Source organism: Catenulispora sp. GAS73, assembly GCF_041262085.1.
Classification (GTDB): domain Bacteria; phylum Actinomycetota; class Actinomycetes; order Streptomycetales; family Catenulisporaceae; genus Catenulispora.
The window spans coordinates 73,294-91,511 of the sequence record NZ_JBGCCM010000033.1; the positions used below are offsets into that span (position 1 = coordinate 73,294).

The 18,218-nt window shown below is 72.9% G+C and carries 8 protein-coding genes; 3 read left to right on the top strand and 5 right to left on the bottom strand.

Going from position 1 to position 18,218, the window contains the following annotated elements; genetic code table 11:
• Positions 1-62: 62 nt before the first annotated feature.
• Positions 63-413, bottom strand: coding sequence for an integrase core domain-containing protein (locus tag ABH935_RS38280; RefSeq protein ID WP_370382908.1), 351 nt, complete (start codon positions 411-413; stop codon positions 63-65).
• On the opposite strand from ABH935_RS38280, the gene ABH935_RS38285 reads away from it, so the two are divergent.
• The 3 genes from ABH935_RS38285 (at position 300) to ABH935_RS38295 (ending at position 3,113) form a co-directional block, all read left to right on the top strand.
• Entirely contained in the window at positions 300-656 is a 357-nt protein-coding gene (locus ABH935_RS38285) for a hypothetical protein (protein WP_370382910.1), read from the top strand. The genes ABH935_RS38280 and ABH935_RS38285 overlap by 114 nt on opposite strands.
• A 785-nt stretch (positions 657-1,441) precedes the next feature.
• Positions 1,442-1,564, top strand: coding sequence for an alpha/beta hydrolase (locus ABH935_RS38290; RefSeq protein ID WP_370382868.1), 123 nt, complete (start codon positions 1,442-1,444; stop codon positions 1,562-1,564).
• Between the two features lie 112 nt (positions 1,565-1,676).
• On the top strand, positions 1,677-3,113 hold the full coding sequence (locus ABH935_RS38295) for an alpha/beta hydrolase (RefSeq protein WP_370382869.1): 1,437 nt from the start codon (positions 1,677-1,679) through the stop codon (positions 3,111-3,113).
• A gap of 188 nt (positions 3,114-3,301) precedes the next feature.
• Here the strand turns inward: ABH935_RS38295 and ABH935_RS38300 are convergent, their stop codons facing one another.
• From ABH935_RS38300 to ABH935_RS38315, 4 genes are all read right to left on the bottom strand, one after another.
• Positions 3,302-3,847, bottom strand: a complete 546-nt coding sequence (locus ABH935_RS38300) for a hypothetical protein (protein WP_370382870.1) — start codon at positions 3,845-3,847, stop codon at positions 3,302-3,304.
• A 14-nt stretch (positions 3,848-3,861) separates the two neighbouring features.
• Complete coding sequence (locus ABH935_RS38305) at positions 3,862-4,071, bottom strand: hypothetical protein (protein WP_370382871.1); 210 nt, start codon at positions 4,069-4,071, stop codon at positions 3,862-3,864.
• Positions 4,072-4,236: 165 nt separating this feature from the next.
• Positions 4,237-16,371, bottom strand: a complete 12,135-nt coding sequence (locus ABH935_RS38310) for an amino acid adenylation domain-containing protein (RefSeq protein WP_370382909.1) — start codon at positions 16,369-16,371, stop codon at positions 4,237-4,239.
• Positions 16,372-16,467: 96 nt separating this feature from the next.
• Complete coding sequence (locus ABH935_RS38315; RefSeq protein ID WP_370382872.1) at positions 16,468-18,210, bottom strand: MFS transporter; 1,743 nt, start codon at positions 18,208-18,210, stop codon at positions 16,468-16,470.
• Between the last annotated feature and the right edge of the window lie 8 nt (positions 18,211-18,218).

Genomic DNA, 18,218 nt, shown 5'->3' on the forward strand with positions numbered 1-18,218 from the left:
ACGGCCAGATCGGCGGCGGACGCGTTCGCAGGAGCAGGGAAGAGTAAGAAGCACCACGAAAATCAGCATATAAGAACACTGCAACAAAAGATGGAATTAGGCCGAACGCCCCAGCTGGAAGTCGGGGGGCTTGCGGCAGGTTCGGCCACCGATCCCCGCAGTCCACCGCCTTCTACGCCAAGATCAGCCCCAAGACCCTGACCCGCGCCTATAGGCGCGGGGAATGGGATCACATTTGGGTCGTCGTCCGGAGAGGGCAGGCTCATTCCGTGGTCTTGGTGGCTGCGGCCGGAGTTGTAGTGCGCGATGTACTGGTCCAAGACAACGCGCAGGTGGCGTTGACAGGCGATGAGGATGCGGTCGGTGCATTCACGGCGGATGGTGCCGACGAACCGTTCGGCGATGGCGTTCATCGTCGGGGCTTGCGGTGCGGTCGTGATCGCTGCGATGCCAGTGGCACTGAACAACGTATCGAACATGGCGGTGAACTTGGCATCGCAGTCTCGGACGAGATGGGTGAAGCGATGCCCGGTGGCTTTGACGTCGGCGGTGAAGTCCCGTGCGAGTTGGGCGGCCCAGGCGGCGGTCGGATGCCGGGTGATGCCGAGCAGGTGGACCCGACGCGTGCGATGCTCGATGTGACGAACGCGACGTAGTGCCGGGTAAGGGTGAGCGCGCTGTCGACGTGAAAGAAGTCTGCGGCTAGCGGGCTCTGGGCGTGGGCTCGCAGGCCCCTTCCGGATCGTGGCTGCGGCCACGCGGTGTCCGAGGCGGCGCAGCTCGCCTTGGATTCGGACCGCGCCCCAGGTGCGGTTCTCGCGTGCCATAGTGAGGATCAGCTGAACGAGTTCGTCGCTGATCGGTGGTCGGCCCGGCGGCCTCGGCTGGCGCCACTTATTCGCGACCAGAGCGCCGATGCCAACGCAACAGAGCACTGCACGGTCGCTCCAGGTGAGCCTCGGCTTCCGGTTCGGCTGGCGAAGCACCGCCACCTCTTGGCGCAACACCAGTACCTCAACGTTCTTCGACGCCTGCGAACGCGCCAGCAGCGCCATATTGCCACGGGTTCACCCGAGGTCAGGCCGGTTGGCCGACTTTCTGACCAGGACAGGTGTATCGGACGTTGTGTTGGAGAAGGACGGTTCCAGCAATAGCAAGCGGTAGATAGCCGGTGGACAGGTCGTGATGGAACGCGGCGGGGCGCTGCTATCGCCGTGGGTGGCCGGGGGTTGTGGAGCGTGGTGGGCGTGGCTGGTGAGGGTGTCCTTGCCGAAAAGTTCATCCGTGGTGGTCAGGCGGATCTCCGCACTCTTCCACGTCGTGTCGCGGCGGGACGGGCGCGCTGCCGCGAGGAGCCGAGCGGTGAGCAGGAAGACGAAACGGAGATACACAAGGACCGGTCATCACTCGTCAGCGACCTTCCCGCAAGTCGATGACCAGCGTGGACGGGTCTCTCGGCACCTCAGGGCACACTGCTTACGGCCGTTCCAGCGCCTGTGTGACCTCTGCCGTCGACAACGGCCTGATCTACGGGACGCCGCCGACCAACGGGACGGTGTGCTGAGTGCGATCGGGCATCGCGGCTGGATCTCGGTAATCGCCGGTCCGGCCGCAACGTATTCGAATGCTGACTTCGTCTTCCCCGTATCGCGCAATCGCGACCACGGGAGGATTTCATGCGCAGAAACCGAGTTCTCTGGGCTTTGGGTGCGGTCGCCGCACTCTTCGTCACCGCGGTGCCCACCGCGGGCGCCGCGTCGACGCGGCCCGATCCGCTGGCGGGATTCGGCCGCCAGACGCTCACCTGGCAGGCGTGTGGCACGGCCCAGTGCAGCACGCTGACGGTTCCGCGGGACTACCTTGACCCGGCCGGCCAGGTGTTCCACCTGCCGGTCATCAAGTTCCCCGCCACTGATCCGGCCCACCGTGTCGGCACGCTGTTCGCCAATCTGGGGGGTGCGGCGAATTCCGGCGTCGGCTACCTTCGCGGCAGTCTGACGTATGCGTTGTCCCCGCGGCTGCTGGCCGACTTCGATGTCGTGACCTGGGACGCGCGCGGCACGGCGGGCTCGGACCCGGCGCTGCGCTGCCCGGGTGCCGCGCTGGACGCCTACTTCGCCGTCGATCCGACCACCGCGGATGTCGGTTCCCTGATGACCGCGGGCCGTGCTTACGCCGACGGCTGTCGGACGGCGTCGGCGCCGGGCCTGCCGGGGCGGCTGGGGAGCCTGGTCGGGGCCTTCGACGCCGACGTGCTCCGCTCGGCCCTCGGGGAGAAGAAGATCAGCTACTTCGGTGAGTCCTACGGCACCCTCGGCGCGGCCTGGTATGCCGAGCTGTTCCCGGCCCACCTGCGGTCCGTCGTGCTGGACGCTTTCTTCAATCCGGACCAGAGCGGACAGCAGATGGTGGTCGACCAGTCCCGGGCCGCCGAGACCGAAATCGGCTACTACGAGAGCGTCAGGGGGAACGGCGCGCTGATCGACAGCCTTTTCGCCCGGCTGCGGACCAGTCCGCTCCCGGTTCCCGGGACCACTGCGACGGTGGGGCCCAACGCTCTGTCCACGGCGCTGTCCATCGCGGTGGTACAGCCCGAGCAGACCTGGCCGCTGGTCGATGACGCGCTGGCCAAGGCGGCGGCCGGAGACGGTTCCGGGCTGTACGAGCTGGCACAGAACGGCCGACTGCCCGACGGCTCGTACTACCCGACGATCTATCAGGGCCAGGCGCTGGAGTGTGCCGACTGGTGGTGGCCGACGACGCGGGACGGCTACGCGGCCATGCGGGCGGCGGCCGAGGCGGCGGGACCAGACCTCGGCGCGCTGCAGGCTCAGTCCGGCCTGCCGTGCACGGCCTGGGCCCCGCCCACCTCCGCGCCCCTGCCGCTGACCGCGGCCGGCTCGCCGCCGATCCTCGTGGTGGCCACGACCGGCGATCCGGACGCGCCGTACCAGTGGGGCGTCTCTGCCGCTCGGACCTTCCAGCACGGCGTGCTGTTGACGTTCCAAGGCCACGGTCACACGGCCTACATGCGGGGGAACAGCTGTGTCGACGACGCGATCGACACGGACCTGATCAACGGGACGCCGCCGGCTGCCGGGACGGTCTGCTGATCAGGCCACGGCGGCCATCTCGCGTGCGCGCGTCGGAGCCGTGGCCTCACGCCGGCTTGGGGCGCGCAGCTCCGTAAGCTCAAGCTGGCGCAGCCTTTCGAGCAGTTCGATCCGAAGCGACGCGAGGCGAAGGTCGTGGACGGAGGCGGCCGGAACCGCCTCCGTCTCTGCCGTTCTCAGCGCCGTTCTCAGCTCCCCGACGGGGCCTCGGCGGCCGGGTTCGCGGTGATCCAGGCCGCGAGGTCGGCGCGGGTGGTGGCCGGGTCGGCGACGAGGTCGCCGAACTCGTCGCCGGCGGTGCGGACCGTGACCAGGGCCGGGCAGCGGCGGCACGCCTCCACGCCGACCTGGGTCCACCACTGGCAGTCCTGGCGGAGGTGGCAGCGGGGGATCTGGTGCGCGTGGACCTGGCGGACCGGGACGGCCTGCAGGCGGTTGACCAGAGTGCAGTCGCCGGCGGAGTTGTTCGGGCAGCGCTGGTCGCAGTGGGCTGCGAAGCGCAGGATGCGGCGCGGGTCGATGCCTTCCGGGACCATCGCCGCGGCCTGCGCCGCCGGGATCGGTTCGGCCAGGTAGACGACCTGGCCGGACTCGGGGGACTGCACGCCCAGGACCACGCTCTCCGGTCGCTCCGGGCCGGCGCTGGGACACCAGGTCTGGTGCCCGGTGCGGCGCACGGCGGCCGGTTCCGCTTCCGGTGTCGGTGCCGGCGAGAGCTGATGGTCGGTCGGCATGTGGGCGCTCATGCTCACTGCACCGGCATGCCGGCCGGACCGCCGGTGGCGGCGTTGGCCTCGTGCGCCGGGAGGGCCTGGACCGCGGCCTGGATGCCGGCGCGCAGCTGGTCGTGGCCGCTGATGCGGGCCGACGACGGGGTGGCCGCGCTCGCGGTGCCGGCGGTGAGCACCAGGCCCGCGGCGGCGAGGGCGACGGTGACGACGGGCTTCTTGGCGTTCAACGGATTCTCCTTCGGGTGGTGGTGTGGTGGTGTGGTGGTGCGGTGGTGTGGCGGTGACGGTGAGTCAGCACCCTGAAATGTAGGCGGACGTGCTCCCGGTGGGAACAGCCGCCGGAGCCGGGATGTCCCTGATGGACCAGCCACGCGGGATGTCCCCGAGGCAGCTCATGGCCGTCCCTCCAGCCGGGCCGCGAGTACCGCGCCGATCCGGGCCAGCGGCTCGGGGCGGGTCATCTCGCCGTGCCGGCATGCGACCTCGTGCACGGTCAGCTCTCCGGTGACGTGCGGGCGCCAGGCCCGGGGGTCGGGGGAGGCGGCGGTGCGGTGTTCGGTCGCCAGGAAGAACGCCACGTCGCCGTCGTAGGTCCGAGGGCGGTATCCGGCGGCCAGTTCGCAGTTCTGCGCGAACACCGCCGGCAGGGCGGCCAGTTCCTGCGGGCCGAGCTCGGCCAGCGGGCCGCCGGCGGCGCGGACCCGGGCGACGAACTCGGCGTGGTCGAACGGCCGGTCGTCCGGGTGGTCGGTGAGGTCGTGGCCGAGGGAGACCAGCAGGGCGGCCAGGATTTCGCTGTCAGCGGCCAGGATTTCGCTGTCGGAGGAACAGGAGCAGGAGTCGGCGGCGCGGAAGGGCATCGACAGCGAGCCGCCGGGATACCCGTCCAGCATCGTCAACGAAGCCACCGGCAGCCCCTGCTCCTGGAGCCGGACCGCCATGGCGTGCGCGATCTCGGCGCCGAACGACCAGCCCAGAAGGTGGTAAGGACCCTCCGGCTGGACCTGCGCGATCTGGTCGAGGTAGTCCTTGACCAGCTCCTCCATGTCGGCCGGGCGCCGGTCGGGCTCGATCAGTCCGCGCGACTGCAGCGCGTAGACGGGACGCTCGGGGTCCAGGTGCGCGAGCAGGCCGGAGTAGACCCAGCCGACGCCCACCGCCGGGTGAACACAGAACAGCGGCAGGCGGGAGCCACGCCCGCGCAGCGGCAGCAGGACGGCCAGGGAGTCGCGGCTGGTGCCGGTCACGGTCCCGGCCCCGAGGCGCTCGGCCAGCGCGGCCACGGTCGGGGCCTCGAACAGTACCCTGATGCCCAGCTCGGTGCCCAGCTCCCGGCGGATCATCCCGGACAGCCGGGCCGCCAGCAGCGAGTGGCCGCCGAGGGCGAAGAAGTCGTCGTCGATGGTCACGTCCGGCACGCCCAGCAGCTCGGAGAACAGCTCGCACAGCACCCGCTCGCGCGGCCCGCGCGGCGGCCGGCCCCCCGAGCCCGAGCGGTCCGGCGCCGGCAGCGCGGCCGGATCGAGTTTGCCGTGCGGCGTCAGCGGCATCGCGCCGAGGGCCACGAAAGCCGCCGGGACCATGGCGGCCGGCAGGAACGCGGCCGCGTGCCGGCGCAGTTCCGCGGGCTCGAACCCGGGGCCGGCGACGACGTACGCGACCAACTCGCGCAGGCCCGGCCGGTCCTCGCGCACCACGGTCGCGACCTGCCGCACGCCCGGGTGCGCGGCGAGCACCGCGTCGATCTCGCCCAGCTCGATCCGCACACCGCGCACCTTCACCTGGTGGTCCGTCCGCCCGATGAAGTCGATCCGGCCGTCGGGACGCCACCGCACCACGTCCCCGGTGCGGTACATGCGCTCCCCGGGACCGCCGAACGGGTCGGGCACGAAGCGCTGCCCGGTCAGACCGGAGCGGCCCAGGTAGCCGCGCGCCAGACCGGTGCCGGCCAGGTGCAGCTCACCGGGGACGCCGACCGGGACCGGGTTCATCGCCGCGTCGAGGATGTACGCGCGGGTGTTGGCCACCGGCGCGCCGATGTCCGGCAGCCCGGTGCCGGGAGAGCCGGGAGAACCGGGCGAGCCGAGAGAGCCCGGTGCGCCGGGCGCGGCTGGGGCGACGTCACCGGAGGTGGCGATCACCGAGAACTCGGTCGGGCCGTAGGCGTTGACCAGCCGGAACCCCGGCTCGCCGCCGGGCCGGCGGCGCAGGCGGTCGCCGCCGGTCACCACGACGCGAGGCGCGTGCGCCATCGGTTCGTCGAGCAGGGCCTCCAGTCGCGGCGTGGGCAGGAAGCAGACGGTGATCCGGGATCGGCCGAGCCACTCCGTCAGCGCCGCGTCGTCCGCCAGCGTCTCCGGCGCGGGCAGGTGGACCGCGGCCCCGGCGGACAGGGCGGGCCAGATCTCGTACACCGCGGCGTCGAAGCCGAGGGAGGCGACCTGGCTCGCCCGGTCGGACGCCGTGATCCCGAACTCGTGGCGGGCCCACGCGCACAGGTCGCTCAGGCCGCGGTGCTCGACGACGACGCCCTTCGGCGTGCCGGTCGAGCCGGAGGTGTAGATGACGTAGGCGGCGTCGGCGGGTGTGGGGGCGGGCACGAGCGAGGGCACAGTCGCGCCGTCGCCGTCGCCCACGGAGCCGCCGTCGCCCACGGAGCCGCCATCGTCCCCGCCGTCCAGCCACATCACCGCCGCCGACCCGCCGCCGACCCGGTCGGCCAGCCCCGAGTGGCTCAGCACCACCGGCGCCTGCGCGTCCCGAAGGATGAAAGCGATCCGGTCCACCGGATACGCCGGGTCCAGCGGCAGATACGCGCCCCCCGCCCGCAGCACCGCCAGCAGCGCGACGACCAGGTCCGTCCCCCGCGGCAGGCAGACGCCGACCACGGTGCCGCGTCCCACCCCGGCCGCGGCCAGCCGCCGGGCCAGCCGGTTCGCGGCGTCGTCGAGTCCTGCGAAGTCCAGGGTCTCGGCGCCGTACACCACGGCCGGCGCGGTCGGCGTGGCCGCGGCGTGCGCGGCGACCAGGTCGCAGACCGGCACCGCGCCGTGCTCGTCCGCCAGAGCGGTGTCGGTCAGCACGTCCAGCAGGTGCCGCCGCTCGCCCCCGGTCAGCAACGGCAGCCGGCTGATCGGCACGTCCGGTGCCGCCACCGCCGAGCCCAGCCACCGCACCAGCCGCGCCGTGAGGCCGGCGGCGGTCTCCGGGCCGAACAGGTCGGCGTTGAAGACCAGCAGGCCGCCGATGCCGTCGGCCGTCCCGTCGGCGGCGTGCCGCTCGCGCAGCGCGACCACGAGATCGAACTCCAGCGCCGCGCCGTCGAACGGTATTCCGTCGACCCGCAGCCCCGGCAGGTCGTCCAGGCTGCCCTCCTCGTTGTTCTGCAGCACGTACATCACCTGGAACAGCGGGTGCCGGGACAGCGTGCGCGCCGGGTTCAGGTGCTCGACCAGCCGGTCGAAGGGCAGGTCCTGGTGCGAGTACGCGGCAAGGTCCGCCTGGCGCACCCGCGCCAGCAGCTCCCGCAGGCTCGGGTCGCCGGAGGCGTCGGTCCGCAGGACCAGGGTGTTGACGAAGAACCCGACCAGGTCGTCCAGGCCCTCGTCGGTGCGCCCGGCGACGGGCGTGCCCAGCGGGATGTCGGATCCGGCGCCGAGCCGCGACAACAACGCCGCCAACGCCGCCTGCACCACCATGAACAACGTCGTCCCGGATTCGCGCGCCAGCGCGGCCAGCGCGGCGTGCACCGGTGCGGGCACGTCCACCGCGACCGACTCGCCCCGCCGCCCCGGAACCGCCGGTCGCGGCCGGTCCGCCGGCAGCGCCAGCTCCTGCGGCATCCCGGCCAGCTGCTCGCTCCAGAACGCCAGCTGCCCGCTGATGACGCTGTCCGGATCGTCCTCGTCCCCGAGCACCTCGCGCTGCCACAACGCGTAGTCCGCGTACTGTACCGGCAGCGGACGCCAATCAGGCTCCTGACCCGCGGCCCGTGCGGCGTACGCCCTGGCCAGGTCCGCGCACAGCGGACCCATCGACCACCCGTCGCTGGCGATGTGGTGCAGCACCAGCAGCAGCACATGGTCCTGCGCGTCCATCTCCAGCAGCTCGAAACGGAACGGTGTCTGAACCGTCAGGTCGAACGTGGAGCGCCGCGCCTGCGCCAGCGCTTCGGACAGCTCAGCCTCGGCGACCGCCCGGACCGGCAGGGCCGGCGCCGGCGCCGGCAGGACCTGCTGCATCGGCGTCCCGTCGATGTCGGGGAACACCGTCCGCAGTACCTCGTGCCGCTCGACCACGTCGGCCAGGGCGGCCGCGAGCGCTTCCGCGTCCAGCGTCCCGCGCAGCCGCAACGCGATCGGCACGGTGTAGCTCGCATCCGCGCCGTCGAGCCGGTTCCCGAACCACAACCGCTGTTGGGCGAACGACAACGGCACCCGGTCCGGCCGCACCATCGGCCGCAACGGCGCGTGCAGAGCCCCGCCCTGCTCAAGCCGCCCGGCCACCTCCGCCAGCCCCGCCGGGGTCGGCGCCTGGAACAGGTCGCCGATGGCGAACTCCACCCCCAGCGCCGCCCGCGCCCGGCTGATCAGGCGCGTCGCCAGCAGTGAGTGGCCGCCGAGGGCGAAGAAGCCGTCGTCGATCCCGACCCGGTCCACGCCGAGCAGCTCGGAGAACAGTCCGCACAGGATCTCCTCGATCGCCTCGCGCGGTGCCCGATAGGCCTTCGCGTCCGTCGCGAAGTCCGGGGCCGGCAGCGCGCGCCGGTCCACCTTGCCGTTCGGCCCCAGCGGCAGTTCCGCCAACACCACGATCGCGGCCGGGACCATGTATTCGGGCAGTGACGCCGCCAGATGAGCCCGTACCCGCGCCGCGTCCGCCGAGCCGGCGATGTAGGCCACCAGCCGCCGGTCCCCGGGGCGGTCTTCGCGCACGATCACGACGGCCTGCTCCACGCCCGCGCACTCGCGTGCCACGCCGGCGATCTCGCCCGGCTCCAGCCGCTGCCCCCGGATCTTCACCTGTTCGTCGGTGCGGCCCAGGTATTCGAGCACCCCGTCGGCCCGCCACCGCACCAGGTCCCCGGTGCGGTAGAGCCGTTCGCCCGGACCGCCGAACGGATCCGGCACGAACCGCTGCGCGGTCAGCCCCGCACGGTGCAAGTACCCGTACGCCAGCTGGTCTCCGGCCAGGTACAGCTCGGCCGCGACCCCCGCCGGTACCGGATTCGCGTACTCGTCCAGCACGTAGGCGCGGGTGTTCCACACCGGCGCGCCGATGGGTACCGTGCGCCCGGCGACGGCCGGACGATACCGCTGGTGCGTCGCCTCCACGGCCGCTTCGGTCGGACCGTAGAAGTTCGACAGCCGCGTACCGGGCAGCACCTGGTGGCAGCGCCGCGCCAACGCCGGCGTCAGCGCCTCCCCGCCGCAGAACAGCTGCCGCAGCGGACTGTCGGCGGGGGCCTGCGGCAGCGCCAAGAACGCCTCAAGCATCGCGGGCACGAAGTGCGCCACGGTGACCCGCTCGGAGGCGATCAGCGTCGCGAGGTACGCCGGGTCGCGATGCCCCTCCGGCCGCGCCACGACCAGCGCCGCACCGGTCATCAGGGGCCAGAAGAACTCCCAGACGGACACGTCGAAGCTGGAAGGCGTCTTGTGCAGCACGCGGTCGTCGGCGCCCAGCCGGTAGTCGCCCTGCATCCAGAACAGGTGCGTGACGATCGCCGCGTGCGAGACCATCACCCCCTTGGGGCGGCCGGTCGAGCCGGACGTGTAGATCACATAGGCCGGATACGACGACGGCACCGGCGTTTCGGCGTCCCCGTTCAGCAGGGCACCCCGCGTGGCCAGTTCCGCCACCGACTCCGGGGTGAGAACCAGGGCCGGGCGCGCGTCGGCGAGCATGAACTCGACCCGGTCGGCGGGATAGCCGGGGTCCACCGGAAGATAGGCCGCACCGACCCGGTGCACCGCGTACAGCGCGGTGACCAGTTCGATCGACCGCGGCAGCGCGACGGCCACCACGTCCGCCGGACGCACGCCCTCGGCCAGCAGCGCGCGGGCCAGCGTCTCCACGCGCCGGTCGAACTCGCGGTAGGTGAGTTCGGTCCCTTCGAAGACGAGAGCCGTCGCCTCGGGGGTGAGCGTGGCCTGTGCGGCGAACAGCTCCGGCAGCGTCGTATCCGCGACGTCCACGTTGGTCCGGTTCCATTCCCGCAGCAGCAGGCCCCGCTCGTCGGCGGCCAGCAGGTCGACGCGATGCACCGGCAGGTCGGCGTCCGCGGCGACCGCGGTCAGCAGCCGCACCAGCCGATCGGCGATGCCCTGGACGGTCCCGGTGTCGAACAGCTCGGTCGCGAAGGTCAGTACACAGCGAAGCCCGGCGTCGCCGGGGCCTTCGGCATCACGGACCTCGGCAGCACAGACCTCGGAGAAGGTCAGGCCCAGGTCGAACCGAACCGTCGCGGTGTCCACCGGCTCGGTCTCGATGCTGACCCCGGCGCTCAGCTCGGCGCCGTCGGTGCTCTTGGTCGCGTCCCGGTTGTGGGCGACGACGACCTGGAACAGCGGGTGCCGGGACAAGGTCCGGACCGGGTTCAGGTGCTCGACCAGGCGGTCGAAGGGGAGGTCCTGGTGCGTGTAGGCGGCCAGGTCGGTCTCCCGGACCCGGGCCAGCACCTCGCGGAAGCTGGGGTCGCCGCGCAGATCCGTGCGCAGGACCAGGGTATTGACGAAGAATCCGACGAGGTCGTCGAGATTGTCGTCGGTGCGGCCGGCGATCGGGGTGCCCAGCGGGATGTCGGACCCGGCACCGAGCCGGGACAGCAGCGTCGCCAGCGCGGCCTGCACCACCATGAACATCGTCGAGCCGGACTCCCGGGCCAGCGCGGCCAGGCCGCCGGCGACCCCGGCCGGCACGTCGAAGGCCAGCGAGTCGCCGTGATGCGTCGGCACCGGCGGGCGCGGGCGGTCGAACGGCAGCGCCAGCTCCTCCGGCAGCGCGGCGAGCTTGTCGCCCCAGTACGCGAGCTGGGCGTTGAGCAGGCTGTCGGGGTCGTCTTCGGAGCCCAGCAGCTCCCGCTGCCACAGCGTGTAGTCCGCGTACTGCACCGGCAGCGGCTGCCATGTCGGCTGCTCGCCGCCGGCGCGCGCGGTGTACGCGGTCGCCAGGTCCGCGCGCAGCGGCCCCATCGACCACCCGTCGCTGGCGATGTGGTGCAGCACCAGCACGATGACGTGGTCGTCCTCGGCGACGGCCAGGAGCAGGGAGCGGAAGGGCGGTTCGGCGGTGAGGTCGAACGGCTGCTGCCCGAAGGCGTCCATGGCGTCTTCGAGGTCTGATTCCAGGCACGGTCGGATCTCCGTCGTCGGCCGCCAGTCGGCCAGGACCCGCTGCACCGGGTGTCCGTCGACTTCGGGGAACACGGTCCGCAGCACCTCGTGCCGCGCCACGACGTCGCCCACCGCCGCGATCAGCGCCCCGCGGTCCAGGCGCCCGCGCAGCCGCAGCGCCAGCGGGGCGTTGTAGCCGGCGTTCGCCTTCTCCAACTGCGCCATGAACCACAGCCGCTGCTGGGCGAACGACAGCGGCACAGGGTCGGGGCGCTCGGCCGGGCGCACCGGACGCAGCGGCGGCCGCACCGCCCGGCCCGCGTCCAGCCGGGCGGCCAGGCCGGCGACGGTCGGCGCCTCGAACAGGTCCCGGATGCCGGCCTCGACGCCCAGCGCGGAGCGGACCCGGCTGAGCAGGCGGGTCGCGAGCAGCGAGTAGCCGCCGAGGGCGAAGAAGTTGTCGTGCACGCCCACCGCCGGCCGGTCCAGGACCGCGGCGAACAGACCGCACAGGATCTCCTCGACCGCGTCGTGCGGGGCCCGGTCGGCCTCGCCTGCGTGGTCTCGGTCGGACTGGTCCGGGTCCGCTTCGGCGGGCTCTTCCACGTACCGGCTCACATGCCGCAGCGTCCCGTCGGCGCCCCGGTCCTCCAGCATCAGACGGTCGTCGTCATCGGCGACCTCGATCTGCCACACGGACGTGTCGGGAGCGGCCGCCACCCCGGCCAGCAGCCGCACGAACCACGCGGCCCAGGCCGAGACCGTCGAGGAGTCCAGCAGATCGGTCGAGAACTCCCAGCGGCATTCCATCTCGCCGGAACCCGCCGCGGTGACGGTGACGTTCAGGTCGAACTTGGCGATGTCCTCGGCCGCGTCGTCGTCCTCGATCCTCGCTGCCAGGCCCGGCAGCGACCACCGGCCGTCCCCGTCCCCGTCGCCGGCTCCGGTGAAGGAGAACATGACCTGGAACAGGGCGTGGCGGTTGAGGGCGCGGACCGGGTTCAGGTGCTCCACGAGGCGGTCGAAGGGAAGGTCCTGATGCGAGAACGCCGCCAGGTCGGTCTCGCGCACCCGCGCCAGCAGTTCCCGGAAGCTCGGGTCGCCGGAGGCGTCGGTACGCAGGACCAGGGTGTTGACGAAGAACCCGATGAGCTGGTCGAGGTTCTCGTCGGTGCGGCCGGCGACCGGGGTGCCCAGCGGGATGTCGGCCCCGGCGCCCAGGCGGGACAGCAGTGCGGCGAGCGCGGCCTGCACCACCATGAACATGGTCGCGCCCGATTCCCGGGCCAGGGCGGCCAGCGCGCGCTGTGCCTCGGCGGGCAGCCGGAGCGTGACCGAGTCGGCGCGGTGGCTCGGCTCGGCCGGACGCGGCCGGTCGAACGGCAGCGCCAGCTCCTCGGGGATCCCGCTCAGCGCCTCCTGCCAGTAGGCGAGTTGCGCGGTGATGAGGCTGTCCGGGTCGTCTTCGGCGCCCAGCAGCTCACGGTGCCACAGCGTGTAGTCCGCGTACTGCACGGGCAGCGGGGCCCAGTCCGGTTCCGTGCCGGCCGCGCGCGCGGTGTACGCGGCCGCGACGTCGGTCCACAGCGGCCCCATCGACCAGCCGTCGCTGGCGATGTGGTGCAGACACAGCACGAGCACTGATTCCCCGTCGCCGAGGACGAACAGGTCGGCCCGCAGCGCGATCTCCGCCGCCACCTCGAAGCGGTGCGTCGCAGCGGCCTGAATCAGGCCCGGCAGGGATCCCTCATCGGTGTCGACGATCCGGAGCACCGACCCGACCGCCTCCGGAGCCAGGATCTCCTGACGCGGCCGGCCGTCGGTCGCCGGGAAGAGGGTGCGCAACACCTCGTGCCGACCGACCACGTCCAGCAGCGCGGCGCCCAGCGCGTCGCGATCGACGGTGCCGGTCAGCCGGAGGACCAGCGGCACGTTGTAGGCACGGTCCTGCCCCTGCACCCCGGACAGGAACCACAGGCGTTGCTGTGCCGCGGACAGCGGAACCTCGGTCGGCCGGTCGTACGGTGCCAGCCGCGGACGCCCCGGTGCCCCGCTCGCCGAGCCCGCGCCGCCGCTCCGGCCGGCCTCCGATGCCACGATCGAGGCGACCCCGGCAACGGTCGGGTTCTGGAACAGCTGCCGCAGGCTCACCTCCGCCCCCAGCGTCGAGCGGATCCGGCTGGTGAGCCGCGTGGCGAGCAGCGAGTGGCCGCCGTGCGCGAAGAAGTCGTCGTGGACGCCGATCGCGGGCAGCTTCAGGATGTCGGCGAACAGGCCGCACAGGATCTCCTCGACCGCGTCGCGCGGCGCCCGGTCGGCGCCGGTGCGGGCCGCGGGGTCCGGGGCCGGCAGCGCGCGCCGGTCGAGCTTGCCGTTGGGCGTCAGCGGCAGCGCCGAGAGTCGCACGATCGCCGAGGGCACCATGTATTCCGGCAGCGCGGCGACCAGCCGGCGCCGGATCTGCGCCGGGTCGGCCTCGCCGACGAAGTACCCGACCAGCCGGCGGTCGCCGCCGTCCTCGCAGACCACGGTCGCGGCCTGGGTGATCGCCGGATCGGCGAGCACGTGCGCGGTGACCTCGTCCGGTTCGACGCGGAACCCGCGGATCTTCACCTGGTCGTCGATGCGGCCCAGGTACCACAGCACCCCGTCGGCGTCGAGCCGCACCAGGTCCCCGGTCCGGTACATCCGCGACCCCGGCGCGCCGTACGGGTCCGGCAGGAAGCGGCAGGCGGTCAGGCCGCCGGCGCCGAGGTAGCCGTGCGCCAGGCCCGCGCCGGTCAGATACAGCTCGCCGGGCACGCCGGGCAGCACCGGCCGCAGGTGGGAGTCCAGGACGTGGCCGTGCTTCCCGGCGATCGGCACGCCGATCGGCACGCTGGCCGCCGCGCAGTCCTCCGGGCTGACGTGCCGGACGGTGGTGAAGCCCATCGACTCCGCGGGGCCGTAGCCGTTCACGACGTGCAGCTGGGGGAACCGGTCCATGGCCGCGGCCAGGTGCGGCCCCGAGGCGGGCTCGCCGCCGGTGAGGACGTGGCCAAGGCCTTCGAACATCCAGGGCAGCTCGTCCAGCAGGAAGTTCACCAGGGTCGCCGAGGCCTCCAGCACGGTCACCCCGTGTTCGACGACGAGCTCGGCGATCAGGCACGGATCAGGGCGCTGACCCGGCTGCAGGACGCAGACGCCGCCGTGCAGGAGCGGCCCGAACACCTGGGTGGCGAAGGCGTCCCAGGACACCGGTGCGCACTGCAGCCACACCTGGCCGCGGTCGAAGACCGTGTAGTCCTGGCCGAGGTAGGTGGCGGCCAGGGCCCGGTGCGAGGTGGCGATCGCTTTGGGCGTGCCGGAGGAGCCGGAGGTGAACATCACGCACGCCAGGTCGTCCACGGCCACGGCGAGGGCCGGATCGGTGTCCGGCCCCGGCTGGGAGGAGTCCCCGTCCTCCAGCACGACACAGGGGACGGAATCGGGGACCCGGGCGGCCAGCGCCGCCGAGGCCAGCACCTGCCGCACCGCCACCCGCTCGATGTTGCCGACGAGGCGCTCGTCGGGGAAGTCGGGGTCCAGCATCGTGTAGCCGGCGCCGGCCTTGAGGACGCCCAGCAGCGCGGCGACCATCTCCGGGCTGCGCTCCACCAGCACGCCCACCAGATCTCCACGGCCGGTGCCGGCGGCCAGCAGGCGCCAGGCGATCTGGTTCGCGCGGCGGTTCAGCGTGGCGTAGGTCCAGCGGGTGTCGCCGAAGACGAGGGCGGTCGCCTCGGGATCGGCGGCGGCCTGCTGCTCGAACACCCTGTGCGGCAGCCGTGCCTGCTCGACCGGCGCCGCCACCGACGGCACGACCCGGCCCGGGGCGTCGCCGGAGGCCGGATCCAGGCGCCACAGCGGCAGATCGGGGTCGGCCGCCGAGGCGTGCACCAGAGCCGCGAACCACGACGCCCATGCCTGGACCGTCGAGCGGTCCAGCACGTCGGTCGCGTATTCGAACTGGCACCGGATCCCGGCCGGCGTGCCGTCGCCGGCGGCGGGCAGCTCGCTGAAGGCCACGTTGAGGTCGAACTTCGCGCTCGCCTCGTCCATGTCCTCGACCTCGACGGCCAGGCCCGGGAAGGCGAATCCGGCGTCGTCGTTGTTCTGCAGCACGGTCATCACCTGGAACAGCGGGTGCGTGCCGGAGGCGCGGTCGGCGCCGAGCGCGTCGACGAGGCGGTCGAACGGGACGTCGGCGTTGGCGAACGCGGCCAGGTCGGTCTCGCGCACCCGCGCCAGCAGTTCGCGGAACGTCGGGTCGCCTCCGGTGTCCGTGCGCAGTATCAGGGTATTGACGAAGAAGCCGACCAGGTCGGCCAGGGCCGCCTCGTCGCGGCCGGCGACCGCCGTGCCGAGGACGACGTCCTCGCCGGCGCCGAGGCGGGTGAGCAAAGCGCTGAGCGCGGCCTGCAGGCCCATGAACAGGGTGGAGCGCTCGTGGCGGACCAGCGCCAGCAGTGCGGCGTGGGCCTCGGCCGGGACGTCGACGGACACGATGTCGGCGGCGCGGGCCCCGGCCGCGGCGGCCCGGCGATCGAAGGGCAGCGCGATGTGTTCCGGGATGCCGGCCAGCTGCTCGGTCCAGTAGGACAGCTGGGCGCTGATCAGGCTCTCCGGGTCGTCCTCGGTGCCGAGGACTTCGAGCTGCCACTCCACGTAGTCGGCGTACTGCACCTCCAGCGGCTCCCAGCCGGGCGCGCGCTCGGCCAGGCGGGCGGCGTAGGCGGTGCCGAGGTCGTCGGCCAGCGGGCCGAGCGACCAGCCGTCGGAGGCTATGTGGTGCAGCAGCAGGAGCAGGACGTGGTCCTGCGGGCCCACCGCGAACAGGGTCGCCCGGAGCGGGAGCTCCGCGGCCAGGTCGAACGGCCGCCGCGCCGCCGTGGCCAGCGCGGCCGGCAGCTCCTCGTCCCGGAGGTCGACCACGTCGAAGGCCAGGCGCTCCATGGCCTCGGCCGTGTCGAGGACGAGTTGGTGCGCCGCGCCGTCCACGGCCGGGTAGACGGTGCGCAGCACCTCGTGGCGTCCGACGACGTCCGCCACCGCCGCGCGGATCGCCCGCCGGTCGAGCGGGCCGCGCATCCGCAGCGGGAAGGGGGCGTTGTAGGTGCTGTCCGGTCCCTCGAACTGGTCCAGGAACCACAGGCGCTGCTGGCCGGGCGACATGGGACGCACGGGAGTTTCCTTTCACGGACGAGGATACGGGTCTTGATACGTGGCCTGATATGAGGCCTGATGTGAGGTCTGAGGCGAAGCCTGGAGTCAGGAGGCGCGCACGGTCGCCGGTGTGCGCAGGGCCCGGATGCCGGCGATCGGTCCGCCGAAGGCCAGCACGGCGCTCGCGATCCAGGCCACGGTGGGCGTCGTCGCGGAGGCCAGCGCGCCGAACACGCTGTAGGCCAGGGGAGCGGCGCCGATGCCGGACAGCGAGAGCATGGACATCGCCACGCCGAGCTGATCCGGCGGCGCGGCCCGCTGGTAGAGGGTGGCCGAGGCCGGGGCGTTCTGGCCGGAGGCCACGCCGACGACGAATGCCGCGGCGGCCATGGCGGTCAGCGAGGGCACCAGGATCATGCCGAGCAGGCCCGCCGCGAGCGCCACACCGCTGCCGACGTAGCGCACCGACATCGGGATGCGGCCGTCGAGCACGGCGCCCAGCGCGGCCGAGGACAGCGCGCCGGCGCCGAAGCAGGCGATCAGGATGCCCACCGCCGAGACGCCCCAGCCGCGATGCAGGATGACGACCGGCAGCGCGGGGTTGAACGGCCAGGCGAAGCCCAGGTCCACGCACAGGGCCGAAAGGAACAGCCAGCGCAGCCGCGCGTCGTGGCGCAGCAGGACGAAACCGCCGCCCATGCGGCGCCACAGGGCTTTGCGATGGGCGGCCGGCACCTCCACACCCCGGGTCACCCAGCGCACGCACACCTGGGACACCACGACGCCGCCGCACACCACGGCCAGCGCCGCCGGCAGATGGCCGCCGGCGACCAGCCACGCCCCGATCGGGGGACCCATGATCGGCGCGAACCGCATGGCCATGGCGCGGACGGAGTTGGCGCGGCCGAGTTGCTCGGCGGAGACCATGCGCGGCAGGATCGTGCCGAAGGACGGCGAGCCGAGCCCGAGCATCGCCCCCTCCAGAGCCGCGACGGCGACCAGGAGCCAGACGGAGTGGACGGACGCCGCGGCGGCCGCGGCCGCGCCGAGGACCGCGATGCGGACCGACGTGGTGCGCAGCAGGACCGCGCGCGGGCCGAAGGCGTCGCAGATCACGCCGCCGAAGATCATGGTCAGCGCGCGGGGGATGGACTCGCCGAGGGTGACCCAGGTGACGGCGGCGTTGCCGCCGTACTGGGCCGCGGCCCAGACCACCGCGATGAAGAAGACCTGGTCGCAGACCAGGGAGATGCCCTGGCCGCCGAGGAAGAGGCTGACGCGGGTCCAGACGTGGCCGGCTTGGTCGGCCGGCTCGGTGCGTGCGGCTCGGTCGGGGCGGTTGGCGTGCCCGGCTGTGGCAGCTGGCTTGCTGTGCGCGGCTCGGCTGGCCGGTTCAGTGTGTGCGGCTCGGTTGGCGTGCCCGGCGTGCTCGGCTGTGGCGGCCGGGTCGGTGCGCCCGGCTTGGTCGGCTGGCGCAGTGTGCCCGGCTCGGTCGGCGTGCTCGGCGCTCGCGGTCGGCTTGCTGTGCGCGGCTCGGCTGGCCGGTTCAGTGTGTGCGGCCCGGTTGGCGTGCCCGGCGTGCCCGGCGTGCTCGGCTGCGGCGGTCGGCTCGCTGCGCGTGGCTGTGGCGGCCGGGTCGGTGCGCCCGGCTTGGTCGGCTGGCGCAGTGTGCGCGGCTCGGTCGGCGCGGTTGGCGTGCTCGGCGCTCGCGGCCGGCTCGCTGCGTGCGGCTCGGCCGGTCGGTTCAGTGTGCGCGGCTCGCTCAGCTCGGTCTGTCGGCTCGGCGTGCTCGGCCCGCTTTTCGCTGCGGGGTGCCTCGGCCTGGTTCTCCACTACTTGCGAGGACATGCTCGTCC

Excerpts from the sequence above, each read along its gene's own strand:
- ABH935_RS38310 (WP_370382909.1), bottom strand. The coding sequence starts at position 16,371 with ATGTCGCCCGGCCAGCAGCGCCTGTGGTTCCTGGACCAGTTCGAGGGA.
- ABH935_RS38295 (WP_370382869.1), top strand. The coding sequence starts at position 1,677 with ATGCGCAGAAACCGAGTTCTCTGGGCTTTGGGTGCGGTCGCCGCACTC.
- ABH935_RS38300 (WP_370382870.1), bottom strand. The coding sequence starts at position 3,847 with ATGCCGACCGACCATCAGCTCTCGCCGGCACCGACACCGGAAGCGGAA.
- ABH935_RS38280 (WP_370382908.1), bottom strand. The coding sequence starts at position 413 with ATGAACGCCATCGCCGAACGGTTCGTCGGCACCATCCGCCGTGAATGC.
- ABH935_RS38315 (WP_370382872.1), bottom strand. The coding sequence starts at position 18,210 with ATGTCCTCGCAAGTAGTGGAGAACCAGGCCGAGGCACCCCGCAGCGAA.